Annotated in this window: 17 protein-coding genes; 2 read left to right on the top strand and 15 right to left on the bottom strand. The window is 40.1% G+C overall.

All coding sequences use genetic code 11. The annotated features are described in order from the left end of the window. Window positions 1–64: 64 nt before the first annotated feature. The 15 genes from KZP23_RS19185 to KZP23_RS19115 form a co-directional block, all read right to left on the bottom strand. The gene (locus KZP23_RS19185) at window positions 65–1,072 is read right to left on the bottom strand and encodes a DUF3500 domain-containing protein (RefSeq protein WP_226333383.1); all 1,008 of its coding nucleotides are present in this window, start codon (window positions 1,070–1,072) and stop codon (window positions 65–67) included. A 250-nt stretch (window positions 1,073–1,322) separates the two neighbouring features. Continuing rightward, window positions 1,323–3,785: a TonB-dependent receptor domain-containing protein gene (locus KZP23_RS19180; protein WP_226333382.1), complete on the bottom strand. Its 2,463-nt coding sequence runs from the start codon at window positions 3,783–3,785 to the stop codon at window positions 1,323–1,325. A gap of 73 nt (window positions 3,786–3,858) precedes the next feature. Then, window positions 3,859–4,665: a helix-turn-helix domain-containing protein gene (locus KZP23_RS19175; RefSeq protein ID WP_226333381.1), complete on the bottom strand. Its 807-nt coding sequence runs from the start codon at window positions 4,663–4,665 to the stop codon at window positions 3,859–3,861. A gap of 361 nt (window positions 4,666–5,026) precedes the next feature. Further along, window positions 5,027–6,208: an IS4 family transposase gene (locus tag KZP23_RS19170; RefSeq protein WP_226333380.1), complete on the bottom strand. Its 1,182-nt coding sequence runs from the start codon at window positions 6,206–6,208 to the stop codon at window positions 5,027–5,029. Between the two features lie 81 nt (window positions 6,209–6,289). Beyond that, window positions 6,290–7,237, bottom strand: a complete 948-nt coding sequence (locus tag KZP23_RS19165; protein WP_226333379.1) for a DUF6807 family protein — start codon at window positions 7,235–7,237, stop codon at window positions 6,290–6,292. 179 nt (window positions 7,238–7,416) lie between these two features. After that, window positions 7,417–8,385 (bottom strand): transketolase family protein, encoded by a 969-nt coding sequence (locus KZP23_RS19160; protein ID WP_226333378.1) that lies wholly within the window; start codon window positions 8,383–8,385, stop codon window positions 7,417–7,419. 65 nt (window positions 8,386–8,450) lie between these two features. Further along, window positions 8,451–9,302: a transketolase gene (locus KZP23_RS19155; protein WP_186758000.1), complete on the bottom strand. Its 852-nt coding sequence runs from the start codon at window positions 9,300–9,302 to the stop codon at window positions 8,451–8,453. A 10-nt stretch (window positions 9,303–9,312) separates the two neighbouring features. Next, window positions 9,313–9,762 (bottom strand): thioredoxin-dependent thiol peroxidase, encoded by a 450-nt coding sequence (gene bcp / locus KZP23_RS19150; protein ID WP_226333377.1) that lies wholly within the window; start codon window positions 9,760–9,762, stop codon window positions 9,313–9,315. A 64-nt stretch (window positions 9,763–9,826) separates the two neighbouring features. After that, complete coding sequence (locus KZP23_RS19145; protein ID WP_226333376.1) at window positions 9,827–11,692, bottom strand: M23 family metallopeptidase; 1,866 nt, start codon at window positions 11,690–11,692, stop codon at window positions 9,827–9,829. Beyond that, the gene (locus KZP23_RS19140; RefSeq protein WP_226333375.1) at window positions 11,679–12,290 is read right to left on the bottom strand and encodes a fumarylacetoacetate hydrolase family protein; all 612 of its coding nucleotides are present in this window, start codon (window positions 12,288–12,290) and stop codon (window positions 11,679–11,681) included. Before KZP23_RS19140 ends, KZP23_RS19145 begins: the two co-directional genes overlap by 14 nt. A gap of 217 nt (window positions 12,291–12,507) precedes the next feature. Continuing rightward, window positions 12,508–13,005, bottom strand: coding sequence for a hypothetical protein (locus tag KZP23_RS19135; protein WP_226333374.1), 498 nt, complete (start codon window positions 13,003–13,005; stop codon window positions 12,508–12,510). 291 nt (window positions 13,006–13,296) lie between these two features. Further along, entirely contained in the window at window positions 13,297–14,346 is a 1,050-nt protein-coding gene (arsB, locus tag KZP23_RS19130; RefSeq protein WP_226333373.1) for an ACR3 family arsenite efflux transporter, read from the bottom strand. A gap of 75 nt (window positions 14,347–14,421) precedes the next feature. Next, a complete protein-coding gene (locus KZP23_RS19125; RefSeq protein WP_226333372.1) occupies window positions 14,422–15,045 on the bottom strand; it encodes a low molecular weight phosphatase family protein in 624 nt (207 codons plus the stop codon). 5 nt (window positions 15,046–15,050) lie between these two features. Further along, the gene (locus KZP23_RS19120; RefSeq protein WP_226333371.1) at window positions 15,051–15,593 is read right to left on the bottom strand and encodes a DUF6428 family protein; all 543 of its coding nucleotides are present in this window, start codon (window positions 15,591–15,593) and stop codon (window positions 15,051–15,053) included. Window positions 15,594–15,632: 39 nt separating this feature from the next. Continuing rightward, on the bottom strand, window positions 15,633–15,968 hold the full coding sequence (locus KZP23_RS19115; RefSeq protein ID WP_226333370.1) for an ArsR/SmtB family transcription factor: 336 nt from the start codon (window positions 15,966–15,968) through the stop codon (window positions 15,633–15,635). A gap of 254 nt (window positions 15,969–16,222) precedes the next feature. Between KZP23_RS19115 and KZP23_RS19110 the strand changes: the two genes are divergently transcribed. Together KZP23_RS19110 and KZP23_RS19105 are read left to right on the top strand one after the other, a co-directional pair. Further along, window positions 16,223–16,891 carry an MCP four helix bundle domain-containing protein gene (locus KZP23_RS19110; protein ID WP_226333369.1) on the top strand — a complete coding sequence of 223 codons (669 nt, stop codon included), beginning with the start codon at window positions 16,223–16,225 and terminating at the stop codon, window positions 16,889–16,891. A 64-nt stretch (window positions 16,892–16,955) separates the two neighbouring features. Beyond that, complete coding sequence (locus tag KZP23_RS19105; protein ID WP_226333368.1) at window positions 16,956–18,704, top strand: ABC transporter ATP-binding protein; 1,749 nt, start codon at window positions 16,956–16,958, stop codon at window positions 18,702–18,704. The last annotated feature ends 55 nt before the right edge of the window (window positions 18,705–18,759 follow it).

The raw sequence follows: 18,759 nt of genomic DNA, 5'->3' as shown, positions 1-18,759 counted from the left end.
TACTGGCTAGGCGTAGTATATACTGTGCCTAGCTTTATTTTTAATCCATCTGACCATTTGATAATTAATGATGGTGATCAGCATTATGGTAATGCTCTTTGATGAGATCTCTGCCAAAATCTCCATCAAAATCCCGCCATACAGTATGAATGTGGTTGGCCTTATTTTGGGTATTGTCAAATTCTATTAAGAACGATTTTCCTTGTACTCTGTAATAGTGACCTATCCCTGGCGATGTGGCCCCTGCCCATCCAAAGCGTATTTGATTTAGTTCTTCCGTTTTCAGCTTTTCCATTCTTTTCTTTGCCAAAGCAGCGGGCATACTGGAAAGGTATACATCTATCAAGTGAAGCAAAATGGAGCGTTGGTGAAGTTGCAGGGCTTCAAACTTAATTCCAACTGGATCCAAGGGGGAAAGCTCCTCTTTATTGGTCGTAATAATGTTCGGGAAAGCTTCTTCCCTGAAAATGGCCTTTTGCTTTTGTTCCTCATTGAGGGAGTTAAGCAATTCAAACCCGCGGTCTTCTTCTCTAAGCGTTCGTTCTCCTTTTCGAGGACCATTCGGAATGGTAGCAGGGTTTGCCCCCATAAACCGAGGAGCAATGGAAATTTCCTGATCATCTATGGTGAAGTTGAGAGAAAGGTGGTGACCTTCGAATGACCATGCCCAGATTGGATCTTTGGCTGGGTTGCCATAAAATGCCGCATAATATTTTTCCGGATCGCGCAGACTTGCATTTCCTGAGAGTGCGGCCAGTACATTTTCAAGATCGATAATTTTAAGGGCTTTATCATAACCTGATTGTGAAAGAGAGTTTTTAAGAAGTTTAAAGAGCGCCGCTTTCTGTTCTATATTGAGCTCTGCCAAGGATATTCCTGCCCTTTCAAACATGGTACTTGGAAAGTAATGCCAACTAGGTTTTGACTCATGGTTAAAATCTAACAGGGCTTTGGTTCTTTGCTCAGCATTTAAGGAACTTAAAAATTTGCTGGCCAGATCCTCTTTTTTTGATTGAAGGGCCATGGACACGGTACCAATGCAAATAATGAAAAATAGGCTAAGTTTTTTCATAATGATGAGTGGATGATTGAGGAAGCGGATACGAAATTTTCCTTATTTATTTACTCTGTAGTGGGTTATTGAATTTGTTGATATTCGATAGGTGAAATATTATTTTATAATATAGTCAATCTTATGGCTTGGTCCAACAAGGTTTATTTGAAGGGAAGATTTGTATGGGAGACTATGTAAAGATTTTGGTCTAAGCACAAAAAAACCGAGACTGGTTGGTCTCGGCTAGTTGTTTTTGATTTATCATTGGCTAGAATTCTTTCTCCCCGAATTCACTTTTGATAAACCTCGATTTGTTTTTAGTCCTATTGAGCGTATAGCTGATATTGATCATGATCATATCTACCTCATAGACGTAATTGGTGGTCGTATAAAACTCATCGGGTCTCCAGGTGGTAATACGCTGTTCATTGGTATCTAATAAGCCCATGTCCATATTAAGCCATTGCAAGGTGGTACTCAGTCTATCGTCTAGGAATGATTTTTTTATTGTTAGGTTAGGAGATAGGAACCTTGAGTCCTCACCCTGGGCAGTATTTCTTTTGGATAGATAATTAATTGTCCATTGAAGGCTTAAGGTGGAGGTTAGGTCAAAGCTAGTATTGGCATTGATAGAATAAACCCAACTGGAGGTGTCCACTGGTCTATTATCAAATTCCCCTTTGATATGGTACTTATATAGGTTACCACCTGCAAATAACTGCCACCATGGAGTAGGGTTAAGCTCCACTCCAGTTTCTATCCCCAAAGAACGACCTCTGCCCACATTAGAATAAATCCTGTTGAGAATCGTGTCATTATATACAGTGTTCACCCTATTGACCAAGTTTTGCACATTACGATAATAAGTAGTGGCAAAGAAAGAGTTGTTGCCAAAATCCTTGACCACACCGATTTCTGTTAGGTCAATAAACTCAGGTAATAGGGTAGGGTCTCCTTGTTCAAGTGTTTCAGAGTGCTCTCTTTCAGGAAAGGGATTCATTTTGAAAGTAGTGGTTCTTTCTACTCTTTTGCTATAGGCAGCCTTTAATCTAAGTTCATCATTGATGGCATATTGCAGGCTGGCTGATGGATAAGGTTTGATAAAGTTATAATAGTAGGTGGTGTCCACGGTACCCGCTTTATCCATAAGATCCAGTTCCCTGTCCATAAATTCCAGCCTCAAACCAGCAGCATAGCTCCACTTTCCTTTCTCTCCAGAAAGTTGCCCATAGGCGGAATGGATCTGTCTGCTAAGGTCTACGTTACTGGAAAATTCAGGTACCAATTCAAATTCCCCAGTTTCATTGTTTTTACGTTCGTAAACAAAGTCTCCTGTATGGTTCAAGTTCCTGAACTGGTAACCCGCTTCAAAACTACCAATGCTCCATGGTGCAGCTTGGTAGTCTACTTGGAAACGTGTACCATGTAAGGGATTGTCGTTGGTATTATACTCGTCTTGATAGACAAAGTCGGTATCAGGATAGCCAAGGTTCATATTGGTGGTAGGTCCGCCCAACATGGTGTATTCATAAAGAAATGATGTGCTTAGTTTTGAGTCATTTTCGAAGTTATGGCTGTAATCGAAGCTTCCCAGAACAAAATCACCTCTTCTGATTCTAAGGTTTTCGTTATAGTATTGCATACTATAAATTTCTTCACCGTTTACGGTTTGATGATTATCATAGTAAATGATATCGGCCGTTCTGTCTTTACTTCTCTTTCCTCCATAGAAGCCTAGACTGAAATTATTGGCTTTATTCGGAGTATATCCTAGCGTGAAGCGTCCAGAATAGGCTTTTTCCACAAAACTTCTTTCTCCATCAGAAGGAAAGAAGGTGGTGGTATCCTCACGCATAGTATAGACATTTCCCTCTCTTCTACCGGCAATATCATTTCTCAGATAACTGGCTCCTAGAGATAAATCCCACTTGTTTTTACGATGGTTAATGGTGAAGTCGGCACCATAGCGCTGGGGATTTTCCTTATTGTCATAATTTTCGATACTTGGAGCACCAATTTTGGTGTTGAGTTGAACAAAGGTCCCATCAGTAGCTCCTTTACTGGTAATGATATTAATCAGACCGGCCTTGCCTTCTGGGTCATATTTGGCAGAAGGGGCGGTTACCAATTCGATGTTTTGAACGCTATTGGCAGGCAACTGGCTTAGGATCATATTGGCATCAGACTGTACAGGTTTACCATTGATCATCACCACAAAGCCTGTGGCCCCTCTAACAGAAATATCTCCATTGGCATTGATACTTACTGAGGGTAGATTTCTTAGGACATCCACGGCTGTCCCCCCCTGACTGGCTTGGAAATTGGCCGCTTCAAATACCTGTCGGTCAATTTTATGCATGGTGGTAAATTTCTTCCCAGTTACTTCCACTTCCTCCATTAATTGTTGATTGGCAGAAAGAAGGATAGTATTGAGGTTTACCAATTTTGACTTTTCTAAACTGATGTTACTAATAGTCTTGCTATCATAGCCCATAAACTGGGCATTGAGGTAATAGTTGCCTCTTTTTTGTGGGCCAATGCTAAAACTTCCATCTGCAGCAGTTACGGTTCCAGCTACTAAAGTGCTGTCTGAAGCATTGTAAAGTGCCACAGAAGCATATTCCAGTGGACTTTGATCGTCTGCGTCCACAAGGATTCCACGAATGCCATTTTGTGCAAAAGTGAATTGACTAATCAATATTAAAAAGAAGGATAATAGGAGTCTATTCATAATATATTTTGATTTTCTGCAAATTTACTTTCTGCAGAATTTTGTTAACGGTAATTATTTCCCAATTATGGTATTATTGGGTATTTGCCCTACTTCTGTAATCCATAGGTGTCAGGGTGGTGGAGGATTTGAAAAACTTCACAAAGTTTGAGGAATCGGTGAAGTTAAGCAAATGGGCAATTTCTGAAACATTATTGTTGGTATGGGTCAAAAGGTTCTTTGCTTCCATTAATACCCGCTCTTTGATGAGTTCCTTAGCAGTGGCATTAACGGCTGACTGACAGGTCTTATTTAGCTTTTTTACAGATATTCCCATCAGTTTGGCATAATCCTCAGCACTTTTTAATTCTATAAAATGCTCATTCAGCAAACTTTTGAAAAGGGAAAAGTCATTGGCCACTTTGGGATCTGTTTGTTTACTTTGGGTGGAGTACTCAAAGCCTTTCAGTACAAGTAAATTGAGGAATGCCGCTAATATGTCCAAGTTTTCTCCGGCCTTAAACTCGCGGTAAAATTCTTCCAACATCTTAAAAAAATCTCCCTTATCCACTATGTCAAAGTGTTTGGGGAAGTTGAAAAGATAGTTTTGGGCCTTTGGATAAAGTGAAAGTACTTCTTCTTTGAACAGAATGACAAAACCATCTGGAATTTTGGAAAAATCCCAACAATGCACTTGACCTGGTCCTAGGTAAAAGCCCGTAGGAGGGTGAACCTCAAAAGTTTCATCACCAATTGTATGGTGCCCAGCCCCTTGAAAAAGAAAAATCAATTCATGATAACCCGCATGTTTATGTGGTTTAGTGGGTTTGATCACTGGTTTCATCCTAGAGACTTTTAGCAGCTGTTCTTCTGCTAACTTTTTGTTTGAGGTAAATTCCATGGTTAATTGACGTAAAACAATAGCTTTTTCCAAAAGGAACACTAAGTTACAATCATTTTTTCTATTTGATAGATATCTTTTATAAGTGGTAAATGTGAGGTTTTTTTCTCAAGAAGCGATTAGAATTCGTTCCTGATAAAAATTCAGGAACGTTGATAACAGGGGACAAATGCTGTTCCCGATTTGCAATCAGGAACTCAAATAATATGGGGTTTTAAATCCAGCTATATTAGCTCTTTCACATTGCAAATGTAGAAGAGCATTGGAATTATAGACTAGTTTAGCGATGATTTATCAATGCTGTCCTAAATAATTTTTGATAAGCCCTTTATCCTGTGTTTAAATCTAAATTAGGGACATATTAAGGAGTTTGAGCAAACAGATCCCCCTGTACTATATTCTGGGGTGGTTTATCGGGTTCCATGAAGGGGCTGTCGAGCCATTTCTGCAGTTCGATTTTAACAAAGATATTAAGCCGGATAAAGGCGACAAGATTGGACAGGTGCCAGCCGAATTTTGCGGTAGCCTTCATGACTTTGAGCAACAGGATGGTGATCAAAGCGGTCCATATTTGGGTCATTACCGCATTTTTGGAGGTTCCGATAAAGGTTTTGATATGCAGCAATTGTTTGATGTCCCGAAAAAACACCTCAATCTCCCATCTTGATTTGTAGAGATCCCCAATGGTCTGGGCGGCCCAAGCAAAGTTGTTGGTGATCAGTTCTATGGTCTGCTGGTTTTCCTCATCCCATACGGCCACTCTTCTGAGCCTTCCCGGGTACTTGGCTTTGGATTGTGGGTTGGTCAGTTCGATTTCTTCGTCCTTGAGCACATGTTGGGCGGTTGTTGTGGGCAGTTCCCGTTCTTCGACGGTACTGAAAGCAAGGTTGCCCTTGTGCCTGATCACGAAGAACACCTCTTTGCTGTCCCAGACGTTGAGCATGGGAAAGTCATTGTAATACCGGTCGGCGACGATCACCGACCCTTTTTCCAGGGGGATGTCGTAAGCCCCTTTATTGTCCCCCACACTCCCCTCGGTAATGTTCACGTAAACAGGGAGTTTCCCGTCATATTCCAGCAGGGTGTGCATCTTTACAGCTCCCTTTTTGGTACGGAAAGTAGCCCAGTCAAAAACCGAAAGGCAAAGGCTGATCACCGTGGCATCCAGCAAATAAACAGGAACCTTGATCCTGAGTTTGGACCTCTTAATGGAAGCCTGCTGTCCTAAACTTCCCAGCAGGGAATAGTAAAGGTCCCTGAACAGGTCCGAATCCCTTCGTTTGTTCTGATAGCTGATACTTGATTTGGAAGGGGCCCTGGAAATACCAAGATGGTTAAGGTTACCGGTGGCAGACCGGAGTCCGTTGGAAATGTCCCTTACCGAGGTGCTCTTGGCAAAATGGCAGAACAACATCGAGACAAGATGCGTCCAGCTATCAAATCCCTTGCAGCCCTTATTGGTCTGCTTTTCCTTTACCAAATTCTTGAAAATTGATCGGTCTATCTTTTTAATAATTTGTGAAAACAATGTAATATTACCCATGGGAGGTCTGAGTTTTTGGTGCAAACCCAAAATAACTATTTTGGGCAAAAATTAAGACCTCCCATTTTTTTATTTAGGACGCTATTGATGATTTATAAATTCTTTATAGTATTGATCAATTTCTTGGGTATTTAGATTGTTATGGACCAATAACTGATTTTTGAAAATCAAGGGTTTTTCTTTGTCTAATTCAATCGGAATCCGACCAGGAAAAGCCATGTTTTGCATGCTATTGGTATTTCTTAATATCCATCCCTTGTAATTGGGAAGTTTATCTGGTTCACCCATGATCACAATACCAGATTTTGATTTTCCATTAAAGGAACCTTCGAGATTCATCCAAGGTCCGGCCTGGACAGGAAGGTTTTGCGGAATAATTTTCTTTCCTGCAGAGGTGAATTGGATGTCTTCTGGTAATTTGATTCGTGGAGAAAAGCCTCCGTAGCCCTTTTCATCCTCAGAACCTCCTAGCTGTAATTTGTCCATTAGGGCTGTGAGCTTGATCTCAAAATTAAGGCTATAGGTTTGATTTGATTGCTTTTGATAGGTGATTTTGACATTTTCCTTTAACACCGCTTGTTGGTTTAGACTGTCTGAAATCCAGAGGACTTCAGCTTCTAAAGTAGCCATGTTATTTTCGATATAGGTTTGGGAGTTTGTCACCTTCCAGCTGATTCCCTCACAAAACCAAGGGTCGGCGATGCGTTGCCCATTTACATACAGTTGATGCCAAGTCCAGAAAATTCCTCGGTGGTGAAAGTGATCTTCAGGAAAGTCCTCGGTAAGAATTTCTCCGTTTAGACCATATAAAGGGTGTATATAATTGGCCCTTGGATATTTTCCCTCTAAGCCTTTAGTGGCGGTTTGGTAAAAATAACGGGCTTGGTCATCTTCAAGAAGTAATATCCCTTCAGCAGTCTCTTTAAATGAAAGCTCCTGTCCCAATAGTGGCAGTGGTTGGATAAGGATAAAAAGACAGAAAAGTTTGATCAGGTTATTTTTCATGGTTGATTTGTTCAATGCTGCCATTAAATTAATGCTTTAAAGGTAATGTATAGCGAATGGATCTGAATATTTTGAAGGGCATACAGTATACTGCCCCATAGATGGTATTTGGATTTAGATGGCTTAGGAATCTAATTGGCGGATAATAAAAAAGCAGCGCCTTGCTGGGCGCTGCTTTAATTATACTACGATGGATCAACCACTTATTTTCTTGCAATAGCCTTCTTTGCAGCTTTAACAATATTGTCAGCATTCAATCCATATTTTTCCAATAGGTCAGTTGGGGTGCCAGACTCGCCAAATGAATCGTCTACACCAATGAATTCCTGAGGGGATGGATTGTTTCTGGCCAAAGTTTGGGCAACACTGTCACCAAGACCACCATTGTACTGGTGTTCTTCAGCAGTTACACAGGCACCAGTTTTGGCAACAGATTCCAAGATAGCTTCAGTATCCAAAGGTTTGATCGTATGAATATTGATCACTTCGGCACTGATACCTTCTTCTCTCAATTTAGCTTCCGCTACTACTGCTTCCCATACCAAATGACCGGTTGCAAAGATGGTCACATCTGTACCTTCAATCATTTTCCAAGCTTTACCAATTTCAAATTTTTGGTCAGTAGGAGTGAAGATAGGCCATTTGGGACGACCAAACCTCAAGTATACAGGTCCTTCGTATTCAGCAATGGCCATGGTTGCTGCCTTGGTTTGGTTATAATCACAAGGGTTGATTACCGTCATATTAGGTAACATCCTCATCATTCCCAAATCTTCAAGGATCTGGTGGGTAGCACCGTCTTCTCCCAAGGTCAATCCAGCGTGAGAAGCACAGATCTTTACGTTTTTCTCTGAATAGGCAATGGACTGACGAATTTGGTCATATACACGGCCAGTAGAGAAATTGGCAAAGGTACCGGTAAAAGGAATTTTACCATTGATGCTCATACCAGCTGCCAAGCCCATCATATTGGCTTCGGCAATTCCTACCTGGAAGAATCTCTCAGGGAATTCTTTTTGGAAGGCACCCATCTTAAGAGAGCCGATAAGGTCAGCGCAAAGTCCCACTACATTAGGATTTTTGCGTCCTGCTTCTAGCAAGCCATCCCCAAATCCAGAACGGGTATCTTGCTTTTCTGTATAGGTGAATTTAGTTTCTAAAGTCTTTTCCATTTTTTGATCTGTTAAGCCCAATGCTTGAAGGTATTCAATAACTGGGCGGTTAACGGTTTTGTTGATTAATAGTCACCAAGGGTTTCTTCCAATTGACCCAAGGCATTCTCCAATTGTTCATCACTTGGAGCGATTCCGTGCCACTTGTGGGTACCTACCATAAAATCAACGCCATATCCCATTTCTGTATGAAGCAGGTTCAATACCGGTTTACCTTTGCCCAATAGGGTTTTGGCATACTCTAAACCAGCAACTACTGATTCCATATCGTTGCCCTTAAGGGTGTCGATCACTTCCCAGCCAAAAGCTTCCCATTTAGCTTTTAGATCCTGTAGGTTCATTACCGCATCGGTAGGACCATCTATTTGCTGGCCATTGAAGTCAATGGTAGCAATCAAATTGTCCACTTTATGGTGTGGGGCATACATAGCTGCTTCCCAGATTTGTCCTTCTTGTTGCTCACCATCTCCCATCAAGGCATAAACTACCCCTTCATCACCATCGATTTTTTTGGCTTGGGCAGCACCAATGGCTACAGAAAGTCCCTGACCCAATGAGCCGGAAGCAATTCTGATACCTGGAAGGCCTTCTTCCGTTGCTGGGTGCCCTTGTAATCTACTATCGATCTTTCTAAAAGTCTTTAGCTCTTCAGTATTGAAATATCCGCTTCTGGCCAATACACTGTACCATACTGGTGAAATGTGACCATTGGAAAGAAAGAATAGGTCTTCACCTTTCCCCTCCATGCTGAAGTCGGATTTATGATTCATTTGGTTAAAATACAGTGCCACGAAGAATTCTGTACATCCCAAAGAAGCACCTGGGTGCCCGGATTGTACTTCGTGAACCATACGTAAAATGTCCCGTCTCACTTGTGAGGCAGTCTTTTTTAGTTGTTCGGTGGATAGCTTTTCCATTTTAAAGGAATTATTTAAGTATTTGATTTGAATGTTCTTTTGTTTTTATTTTATCAATGATCTCGGCAATTTTGCCTTCTTCATCGATGACAAAGGTAGTCCTTACCGTACCCATATAAGTCCTGCCATAGTTCTTTTTCTCTCTCCAGGTATTGTAAAGCTCGTGTACCTTTTTGTCCTCATCAGCGATCAAAGGAAAGGGAAGTTCATGCTTTTCTATAAACTTCTGATGGGATTTTTCTGAATCCGTGCTGATTCCAAAAACCACATAGCCCGCATCCATCAAGGCATCATAGTTATCTCTTAGATTACAAGCTTGGGTAGTACAGCCAGGAGTGTTGTCTTTTGGATAAAAATATAGGACTACTTTTTTACCTTTATAATCAGATAATTTCACCGTGCTGCCGTCCTGAATCTTGGCTTCAAAATCAGGCGCTTGCATTCCTATTTCCAGTGCCATGTTGTTTTGTATTTAGGTTAAGTGTAAAATTGACAATTAAAGTTCTTGATTATTTTTTAAAATTCTAGAGTTTTCTTGAAAAAACTTTTGAATTTCCTGCATTATCTGTGACTTTTAGCTCAAATTGACCTTTAAAAGGTTTTTTTGATGTCTGCTGAGCCCAAATAACATTGCTTTTGTGTTCATAGCGCATGATGACCCATTCCCCATCTATCCTTGCTTCAAAGTCTTTGATTCCTGATCTATCATCGCCAATAACAAACCTAAGACTTGAAGTATTGACCCTTATGGGCCTAATGCTGGGAGGGGTATTGTCTTCAGCGAGTACAAAAGTACCAAATTTTTTGGTTTTAAAGGTGAAATGATCTCCTTCCCATTGTCCTCCCAAAAATTGCTTCCAACCATTTTCGTAAAGCTGATAGGCATGCACATGGGCTTTCTCTCCAGAATATTCAGCAACATCCATGCTTACTTCTATCTCATCCCTAAGAAATTCGTCCCTGTCGTGATTGATTTTGAGTGAAGGCCGTCCATTATAACTTCCCCTTTCTGTACTTAAGAAGAGGCTTTCCAATAAGGATTCCTTATCAAACTTGATGTGGGTATAACCATCGCTAAAGAAATGTTCTTTATTGAATGGTATTTTTGCCTGTATCCCTGGATAAATCATTTCCGTGCATACATCTACAGAGTCCGGAACCCCATATTCCATATCCCAAATATAGGTCCTGTGCCGTGGATCTTCATAGGCAAGCATCACATCCAACATCAATCCATCTACATAAAACTTGGCCAGTTTATTTTGCTCCACTTTATCGGTCCTTAATATCATCCAATTATGATAAAATTCCACCTTCTTGTTGGAGCGGCTGTTGTAGCGGATATCATAATTAGGTGCTTCTCCTTTGAATTGGAGATTAAGATCAGTAGTGTTACCAAAAACATCCTCCAATTTGACCAGTACGTTTTTAATACTGTCTGGATTGACTTCGATGGCCCCGCTATGTAGCTGCTTTGGACTGTAATAGTCAAATTGGTTGTAGGCTGTTGTGTACAGTTTGGTATAGCTGTTCTGATGGGTATGGGACAATAAAAACCGACCAAGGTTAAAATCTACCTTGTCCACATTGACATCAAAGGTTTTCTCACCATCCTCATAAATTTCAAAATGCGGAAAGCCATTTCTATTGTAGGCGCCATCCAGTTTGTCATAGCCGCGGATTTCAATCCCGACTTTTCCGGTTATATGTATGGGTTGGTCCACCACATATTGATTACCACGGAAGTTGGCTTTGATGACAGTTCGTTCAAATTTCCCATTGATTCGGCTATCAAGTTCCAAGGGACTAAGGGCGATGGAAGTAAGAGTAGGAGGTGTGCTATCTTCAATTTCCTCAAAATCGTATTTCAGTGGATCTACGGCCCTGTCCAGTGAGTCCCTGATTTCAAAGTGAAGATGGGGGCCTCCAGAGCTTCCTGTATTTCCTGAGTAGGCAATGATTTCCCCTTTTTTTACCGGCAAGGCATTGGGCTCTGGGTAGATTTCAAAGTTATTTTCTTCTGCTTCGATCATCTTCTCCCACATAAAATCAGCTATGCGGTCATTAAAATCCCTTAAGTGCCCATAGAGGGTGTACATTCCATTGGTATGTTTCAGATACAGCACATTGCCATAACCAAAGGAAGAAATTTTCATTCTATAAACTTCCCCATCTGCCACTGCATAAACCGGAAGCCCTTGTCGGCCATCAGTTTTGATGTCTATTCCGGTGTGGAAATGATTGGGGCGTATTTCACTCATATTCCCGGAAAGGTAATTACGCTCTCCCGGCTTGATGGGGAATTGAAAATAATCTATTTTCAATTGGGCAATAACAGGCACAGACCAGCCCCATAAAAGGAATATCAGCAGGTACTTATTTAATCTCAAAATCCAATAATTTTTTGTCTTCTATATATGCTTCCAAGTGATCGCCTACATTTACCTTTCCAACTCCTGCAGGAGTTCCGGTAAATATTAAGTCTCCTTTTTTTAACGTGAAAAACTGTGAAATGTATGCTAGAATGACACCAAAATCAAAAAGCATCATGGAGGTATTCCCCTTCTGTTTTTTGGCTCCATTAATGTCCAAATGGAAATTGATATTGCTTAAATCTTTAAAATCCGTTACAGGTAAAAATTGGCCAACTGGTGCAGAGCCATTGAAGCCTTTGGCTATTTCCCATGGGAGTCCTTTCTCCTTACATTTTTTCTGTAGGTCTCTTGCGGTGAAATCAATACCAATTCCTATCTCTTCAAAATATCTATGTGCAAATTCTCTTTTGATAAATTTACCTTCTTTGTTGATTTTCAAGACCAATTCCACTTCATGATGTATGTCATTGGAGAAATCAGGCATATAAAAGGGCGTATTGTTCTTTAATAATGCCGTATCAGGTTTAAGAAAAACTACCGGGTTTTCAGGTCTTTCATTTTGAAGCTCTTCTATGTGTTCTGTATAATTTCGGCCTATGGCGATGATTTTCATGAAATGTATGGATTTATATAGTGCTTATGATTTCACAAAGAAACTATATATGCCTGTATTAATAAAATGTTTCTATACGATAATTCCAGATGTGATCTGTAGAGCTGCGGATTTTGCCCAGATAAAAAACTCTTGAATATAAAAGTGATTGGCTTTTTAGAAATAACCTGAATTTAATGCTGTGAACCAAGAGACAGCTAAGTGACAGAAAGATGTTTTATCTTATTTCAAATGAATTAAAGGCAAGTTTGAGCGGGTAAGCTATCCTTTTCAAGAAGGAGTGGAGCCTATTACTTGTTTTTTTGTCTGAATGTATCCGCTTAATTGGGGATTTCTTGGATTTAGGTTGTTTGATGGTAAAAAGTTTTAGATTGAGGGTTTTTTCATGAATTTCTACTTCATAAATATCCAAGGCCGCCTTTTGAAAAAAATGATTGCCAAAGACTACCCTTATTTCATTGACTATTTCATGGGGATGCTGTCTGTGAAATTCATTTAGTACTTGATATAAGTCTTTGGTATTTAGGGCACAAATAGGATCTCCATCTTCAAAAATATGGATTTGCATGTATTTTTTACCAGTTAATTCTTCCTTAAAAATTTCGACTTTACCTAAGTTTAGGTAGTTTTTTGCAATTAAACCCGGCAGATATTCAATCTTGACCGGCATTTGAGGTGCGATCTCCAATAACTGAATAATGTCTTTTGTTTGCATAAATTTGCCGTTCATTTATTATATAAGGATACAAAAAATATATTTAAATACCTGAAAACCTTCCAAAAACTTTTTCCTTTCGTGGAAATATTCAATTTTATAATAGGATTATTTTATTTTTTAATAATTCAATTTGGTGGAAATCACCATGTTATTGTGTTTGACTGAAGCAAAATCCCCAACAATTCCAATAAGCTAGCAATACTTTTCTATCAAGAAAAATGCCAGTCTTATTACAACTGTAGGGGATTAATTAACTGTTTTTCAATTGGTTTTTTGTTGCTGATGCTTTTAGATAGAAGATTTTATCTCCTTAGTATAATACTTGGCTTTGAGCCAGAAGGATAGTCTTACCAAAAGGATCAATGCAGGAACTTCTATCAAGGGACCAACTACCCCTACAAATGCCTGTCCGCTATGTATCCCAAACACAGCAATAGCAACGGCTATGGCCAATTCAAAATTGTTTCCGGCTGCTGTAAAGGCTACTGCAGCATTTTGACTATAATCAGCCCCCATCAGTTTGCAGGTAATAAAGCCAATAATAAACATGATCAGAAAGTAAATCAATAATGGAATGGCAATCTGTACAACGTCCATAGGGATTTCTACAATCATTTCGCCTTTGAGACTAAACATAATAATGATGGTCAATAGCAAAGCCACCAAGGTAATGGGTGAAATATTAGGGATATAGGTTTCTTCGTACCATTTTTTACTTTTCAGCCTGCTCAAAAGTGGTCTGCTGATCATACCTGCAAAGAAGGGAATCCCCAAGTAAATCAAAACACTTTCTGCAATCATTCCCATGGAAATGTCAACGATAGCACCATCAACACCGAAATAGGGGGGTAAAATGGTGATAAAGAACCAGGCATAAAAACTATAGGCAAATACTTGGAAGATACTGTTAAGGGCTACTAAGCCTGCACCATATTCCTTACTGCCCTCTGCCAGATCATTCCATACCAGTACCATGGCAATGCATCTTGCTAGTCCAATAAGAATCAATCCCGTCATGTATTCTGGCTGGTCCCTTAAAAATATTAAGGCTAGAATAAACATTAAAATTGGTCCTATAATCCAATTGAGCAAAAGTGAAACACTAAGAATTTTTATGTTTTTAAACACCTTGGGCAATAGGCTGTAATCAGCCTTGGCCAAGGGCGGGTACATCATTAAAATTAAGCCTATAGCAATAGGGATATTGGTGGTACCTTGGCTATAACTGTTGATCTTGTCCGCAAAGCCTGGAAAGACATATCCCAAAAGGATACCTATTCCCATTGCCAGGAATATCCAAAGTGTTAGGTATTGGTTGAGAAAGCTCAGTTTTTTCATTTTGATGGTTTTTCAAGGCCTTTAAAGAGGCCAATGGATTGGATAGACAGGGGGCTTCTCACCAGCCTATTTGATTTATTTGATCTTTGAGAAAACATAAAACATTTCTGCTGCGATCTGCTCAGACCTTTCGATATACTTTTCCTCTTCAAGAGCTGTATCGTCAAAGGCTTTTGGGTCGTCATACCTGATGGGGATTCTTTTCGTGGCTCCCGGGATATGTGGGCAGTTATGATCTGCGTGGGAGCAGGTCATGATAGCAGTAAAGTCGGTTGTTGGATTATTGGTATCATTATAAAGCTTTGAATAGGCCTTAAGGGATGGAATATCCTCTCCAGGAAAGATTTCATATAATGGGTTTTCATTTCCCAGTTTAGAAATTTTAAATCCAGCCTTTTCCAAGGCCTTTACTGCCCTCCAGTTGAATGCAGTGATCTCAGTTCCTCCAGAATAGCAATGGGCGGGAACATCGAAATAATAGGCAGCTAACTGAGACCATATTTGCCCCAGCTGACTTCTTCTTGAATTATGGGTGCAAATGAAGTTCAACTGCACAATTTTTTCAGCATCTTTAACTTCCTGAATGTACTTGACAAGTTGATTGAGCACTTCTTTGCGCGCTTCATTTGGGACATTGCCAATTATTTCCCCGATTTTGTCAAATAATTCAGGGTAGATATTTTTCTGTTTTATATTCATGGTGCTTAGCAGCAATTAGATTCTGGTGCGCATTTGGCTGATTTTGTTGAAGTAAGTGACTTTAGAGAGACCTTGACTTTCTTTTTTGGACTAGGGCAGCAAGCAACAGCTTTTTCTTCGGGACTACTTGCCCGGTCCATTGCTTTGCAAGTGGTACTGGTTTTGAATAATTGAATATGGATTTGTCCTTCAATATTGGAAATACTTCCTAAGTCCATTAGGGCAGTATGGAAGTCCTTATTACCATATTCGAATTTTATTTCGGTATCCTGAAAGGTAGGTCTTACTTTTTCGACCAGGTCAAATATTTTTACAGCCTTACTGCTATTCAGGTTATGGGCGGGGTCAGGAAGGTCACTTTCCCAAATTTGTACATGGGTTTCCTCCCATTGGTTTCTGACTCCTCCACAATCTACTGTATCAAAGTTGACGTTCTTTATTTCTGTGATATGAAAATCACTCCTTACAAATTTGCCTTCAGCATACTCGATTTGCAGCGGCAAATTCTCGTGTTCTCTCAGGTATTGGATAAATTCTTTTGTTTTCATGATAAATTGCAATATTACGATGATGAATGATAAATTTTTTTAACAGCAACCTTGTTGACCGCTCATGTTGTATTGGTCAAATAGCTCATTGAAGAGGCTTTTTATACTTTGCCATTTGGAAGGGTTGATACAGTAGCTCATGGAAACCCCTTCAATCGTACCTTGAATGATTTCGAGGTTTTTAAGTTCTCTTAGGTGTTGGCTGATGGTAGCCTGTGCCAATCCCAATTCCTGAACCAAGTCCCCATTGATACAGGCATTGGTTTTGAGCAAATGCTGGATAATGGCAATCCTTGCCGGATGGGCAAAGGCCTTGGCGATTAAAGCGAGCTCGTTCTGCTCTTGTGTAAATAAAGCGGTTTTGGTGATCCCCATTGTATAATTATTATATCGCAATATAGCGATAATAGGTTTAGTGTCAAATTTTTGAAGATGTAAAAATTATGATTAAGAAAAACTGGTAATTAAAAAAGCTGAATGATAGCGGCTTTCATTAAAAGATGATATTATTGTTAGGTAATTGTAAATTCATTCCTATTTGATTAATTTATAGTTAATAAGTAAGACTGGTAGCTGTGAATAGCATGTTTATTTGGAGCCTAAGTCAAAGTAAAGGAGGAGATTAAACTATGAAATGGGCTTATAATATTAATAACCGCGTAAAAATATCATTATTACTCATGGTGGTATTTACGGCAGTGTTCATTAAGAATCTTCTTGAGGAAGGAAATGTATCTGATTTGGCAGGGTCTTTTACAACTATTTACGAGGACAGGTTGTTGCCGGAAAGTTATATTTTTCACTTGTCAGAAACGCTTTATAAAAAGAGAATTCTTATTGACCAGAGTGAAAGCCAACAAGAGTTTATGGCTGTCAAGGCTGAAAATAAAATATATAATCAACAAATTGACGCCATTTTATTGGATTTTCAGGCGACATTGTTGACCAAGGATGAGGCGGTTTATTTGAAGCGGCTGCAGGAGGATATTCATTCATTGTATGCTTTGGAGAAAGAGCTGGTTGCATCGCAGCTTACGGTAGAGGAATTTGACTCGGCAAAGCTCAATTCTGACCAACTGATTTCGCAAGCCGCCAATAAACTCAATAAATTGTCAGAAATCCAATTGTCAGTAGGAAAGGAATTGAATGATCATTCCCAAAAAATAGTGGCAGGCAATTCGATCTTGACCAGATTTGAAACGGCTATACTGATTATCATGGCTTTAGTGATCAATGCGCTGATTTTTGGTTTAGTATCCAGTAGAAGTAAGATAAGACAAAAGCCACATTTGAACTAAAATGCAAATAAATTCATTTATAGAGGCAGTTTTCTAGGGAAATTGCCTCTTTTATTTTAACAACATGTCCAAGCCCCAAAAAGAAAGAAAAGTGACCATAGGTCATGTTTTCAAAACCATTATCTGGCCCAGAAAAAAACAATTGTTTCTAGGCCTTTTTTTGATCATCATCAGTAGGTTATCTGGTTTGGTTTTGCCAGGAGCCAGCAAATACCTGATTGATGATGTCATCCCCAATTCCAATATGCAATTGCTGAAATGGTTGGTGATAGCTGTGGCCATTGCCGTGGCCATACAGGCGAGTACTTCTTTTGTGCTGACACAGATCTTAAGTGTGGAAGCCCAGCATTTGATTGCCCAATTGAGGGCGAAGGTGCAGCAGCATATTATCCGATTGCCTATCCGCTTTTTTGACAATGCCAAAACCGGTGAGCTGGTATCAAGGATCATGACGGATGTCGAAGGGGTGAGGAATTTGGTAGGCACTGGTTTAGCCCAGATGGTTGGTGGCGTGCTTACCTCCATCATTTGCTTGGGCTTGTTGATTTATATCAGTCCCATGATGACCCTCTATGTATTAGTACCAGTGGCCATTTTTGGATTGATTTCATTGAAAGCTTTTGGAAAGATCAGGCCTATTTTCAGGGAGCGAGGAAAGATCAATGCCCAAGTGACCGGAAGGCTGACAGAAACCTTAGGTGGAATAAGGGTGATAAAAGGTTTCAATGCCGAGGCCCAAGAGGTCAAAACCTTCGAAGAAGGTGTAATGCGTTTGTTTATGAATATAAAATCAAGTTTGACCACTACCAGCATGGTGACCAGTTCTGCCACTTTTTTGCTTGGATTGGCCTCTGCTGGTATTATGGGAATCGGGGGCTATATGATCATGAATGAAAGCATGACTTTTGGGGATTTTCTGGCTTTTACCCTTTACTTGGGTTTTATGATAGCCCCGATTGTGCAGATGAGCAATATTGGCAGTCAGCTGACTGAAGCATTTGCAGGCTTGGACAGGACTGAGGAAATCATGAATATCCCTTTGGAAGAAGATGAAGAGAGTCGTAATATACAGCTACCCAGAATTCATGGTGATGTGGAATTTGACAGGGTGAGCTTTGCCTATGAAGAAGGAAAAAATGTGGTGAAAGAAGTGAGTTTTGAGGCAGAGGCCGGGACTATGACAGCTTTGGTAGGGACTTCAGGATCTGGAAAAACCACCATTGCAGGCTTGGTAGCCTCCTTTCTCAACCCTGCCAGTGGAACCATAAAAATAGATGGACAGGATTTGCAACAAGTAAGTCTTTCCAGTTTCAGGAGCCAATTAGGAGTGGTTTTGCAGGATGATTTCTTGTTTGAAGGCACCATCAAGGAAAATATATTATTCCCAAGACCTGATGCAAGTGAGGAACAGTTGATGCAGGCAGTTCATGCAGCTCATGTCCATGAATTTACCGATCGTTTTGAAGATGGCTTGGATACTTTGATAGGGGAGCGGGGAGTAAAACTGTCTGGAGGACAAAAGCAGCGGATTGCCATTGCCAGAGCGATATTGGCCGATCCAAGGATTTTGATTCTAGATGAGGCCACTTCTAATTTAGATACTGAAAGTGAGACATTGATCCAGGCCAGTTTGAAAGAACTGATGAAGGGAAGGACCACCTTTGTCATTGCGCACCGATTAAGTACTATCCGTCAGGCCAACCAAATTTTGGTGGTGGAAAAAGGCCAAATAGTAGAGCGCGGAAGGCATGAAGAACTCATGGAAAAACAAGGCAGGTATTTTGATTTATATACTTATCAGGCGAGAATATAGGATGAAGGATAAGGTACGAGATACGACGTGGGAGGTTCGGTGTGATGATTTATTC

The organism is Echinicola marina, assembly GCF_020463795.1.
GTDB classification, from domain to species: Bacteria; Bacteroidota; Bacteroidia; order Cytophagales; family Cyclobacteriaceae; genus Echinicola; species Echinicola marina.
The sequence above is the reverse complement of the archived record's forward strand: the minus strand, read 5'-3'. Positions and strand labels throughout refer to the sequence as shown.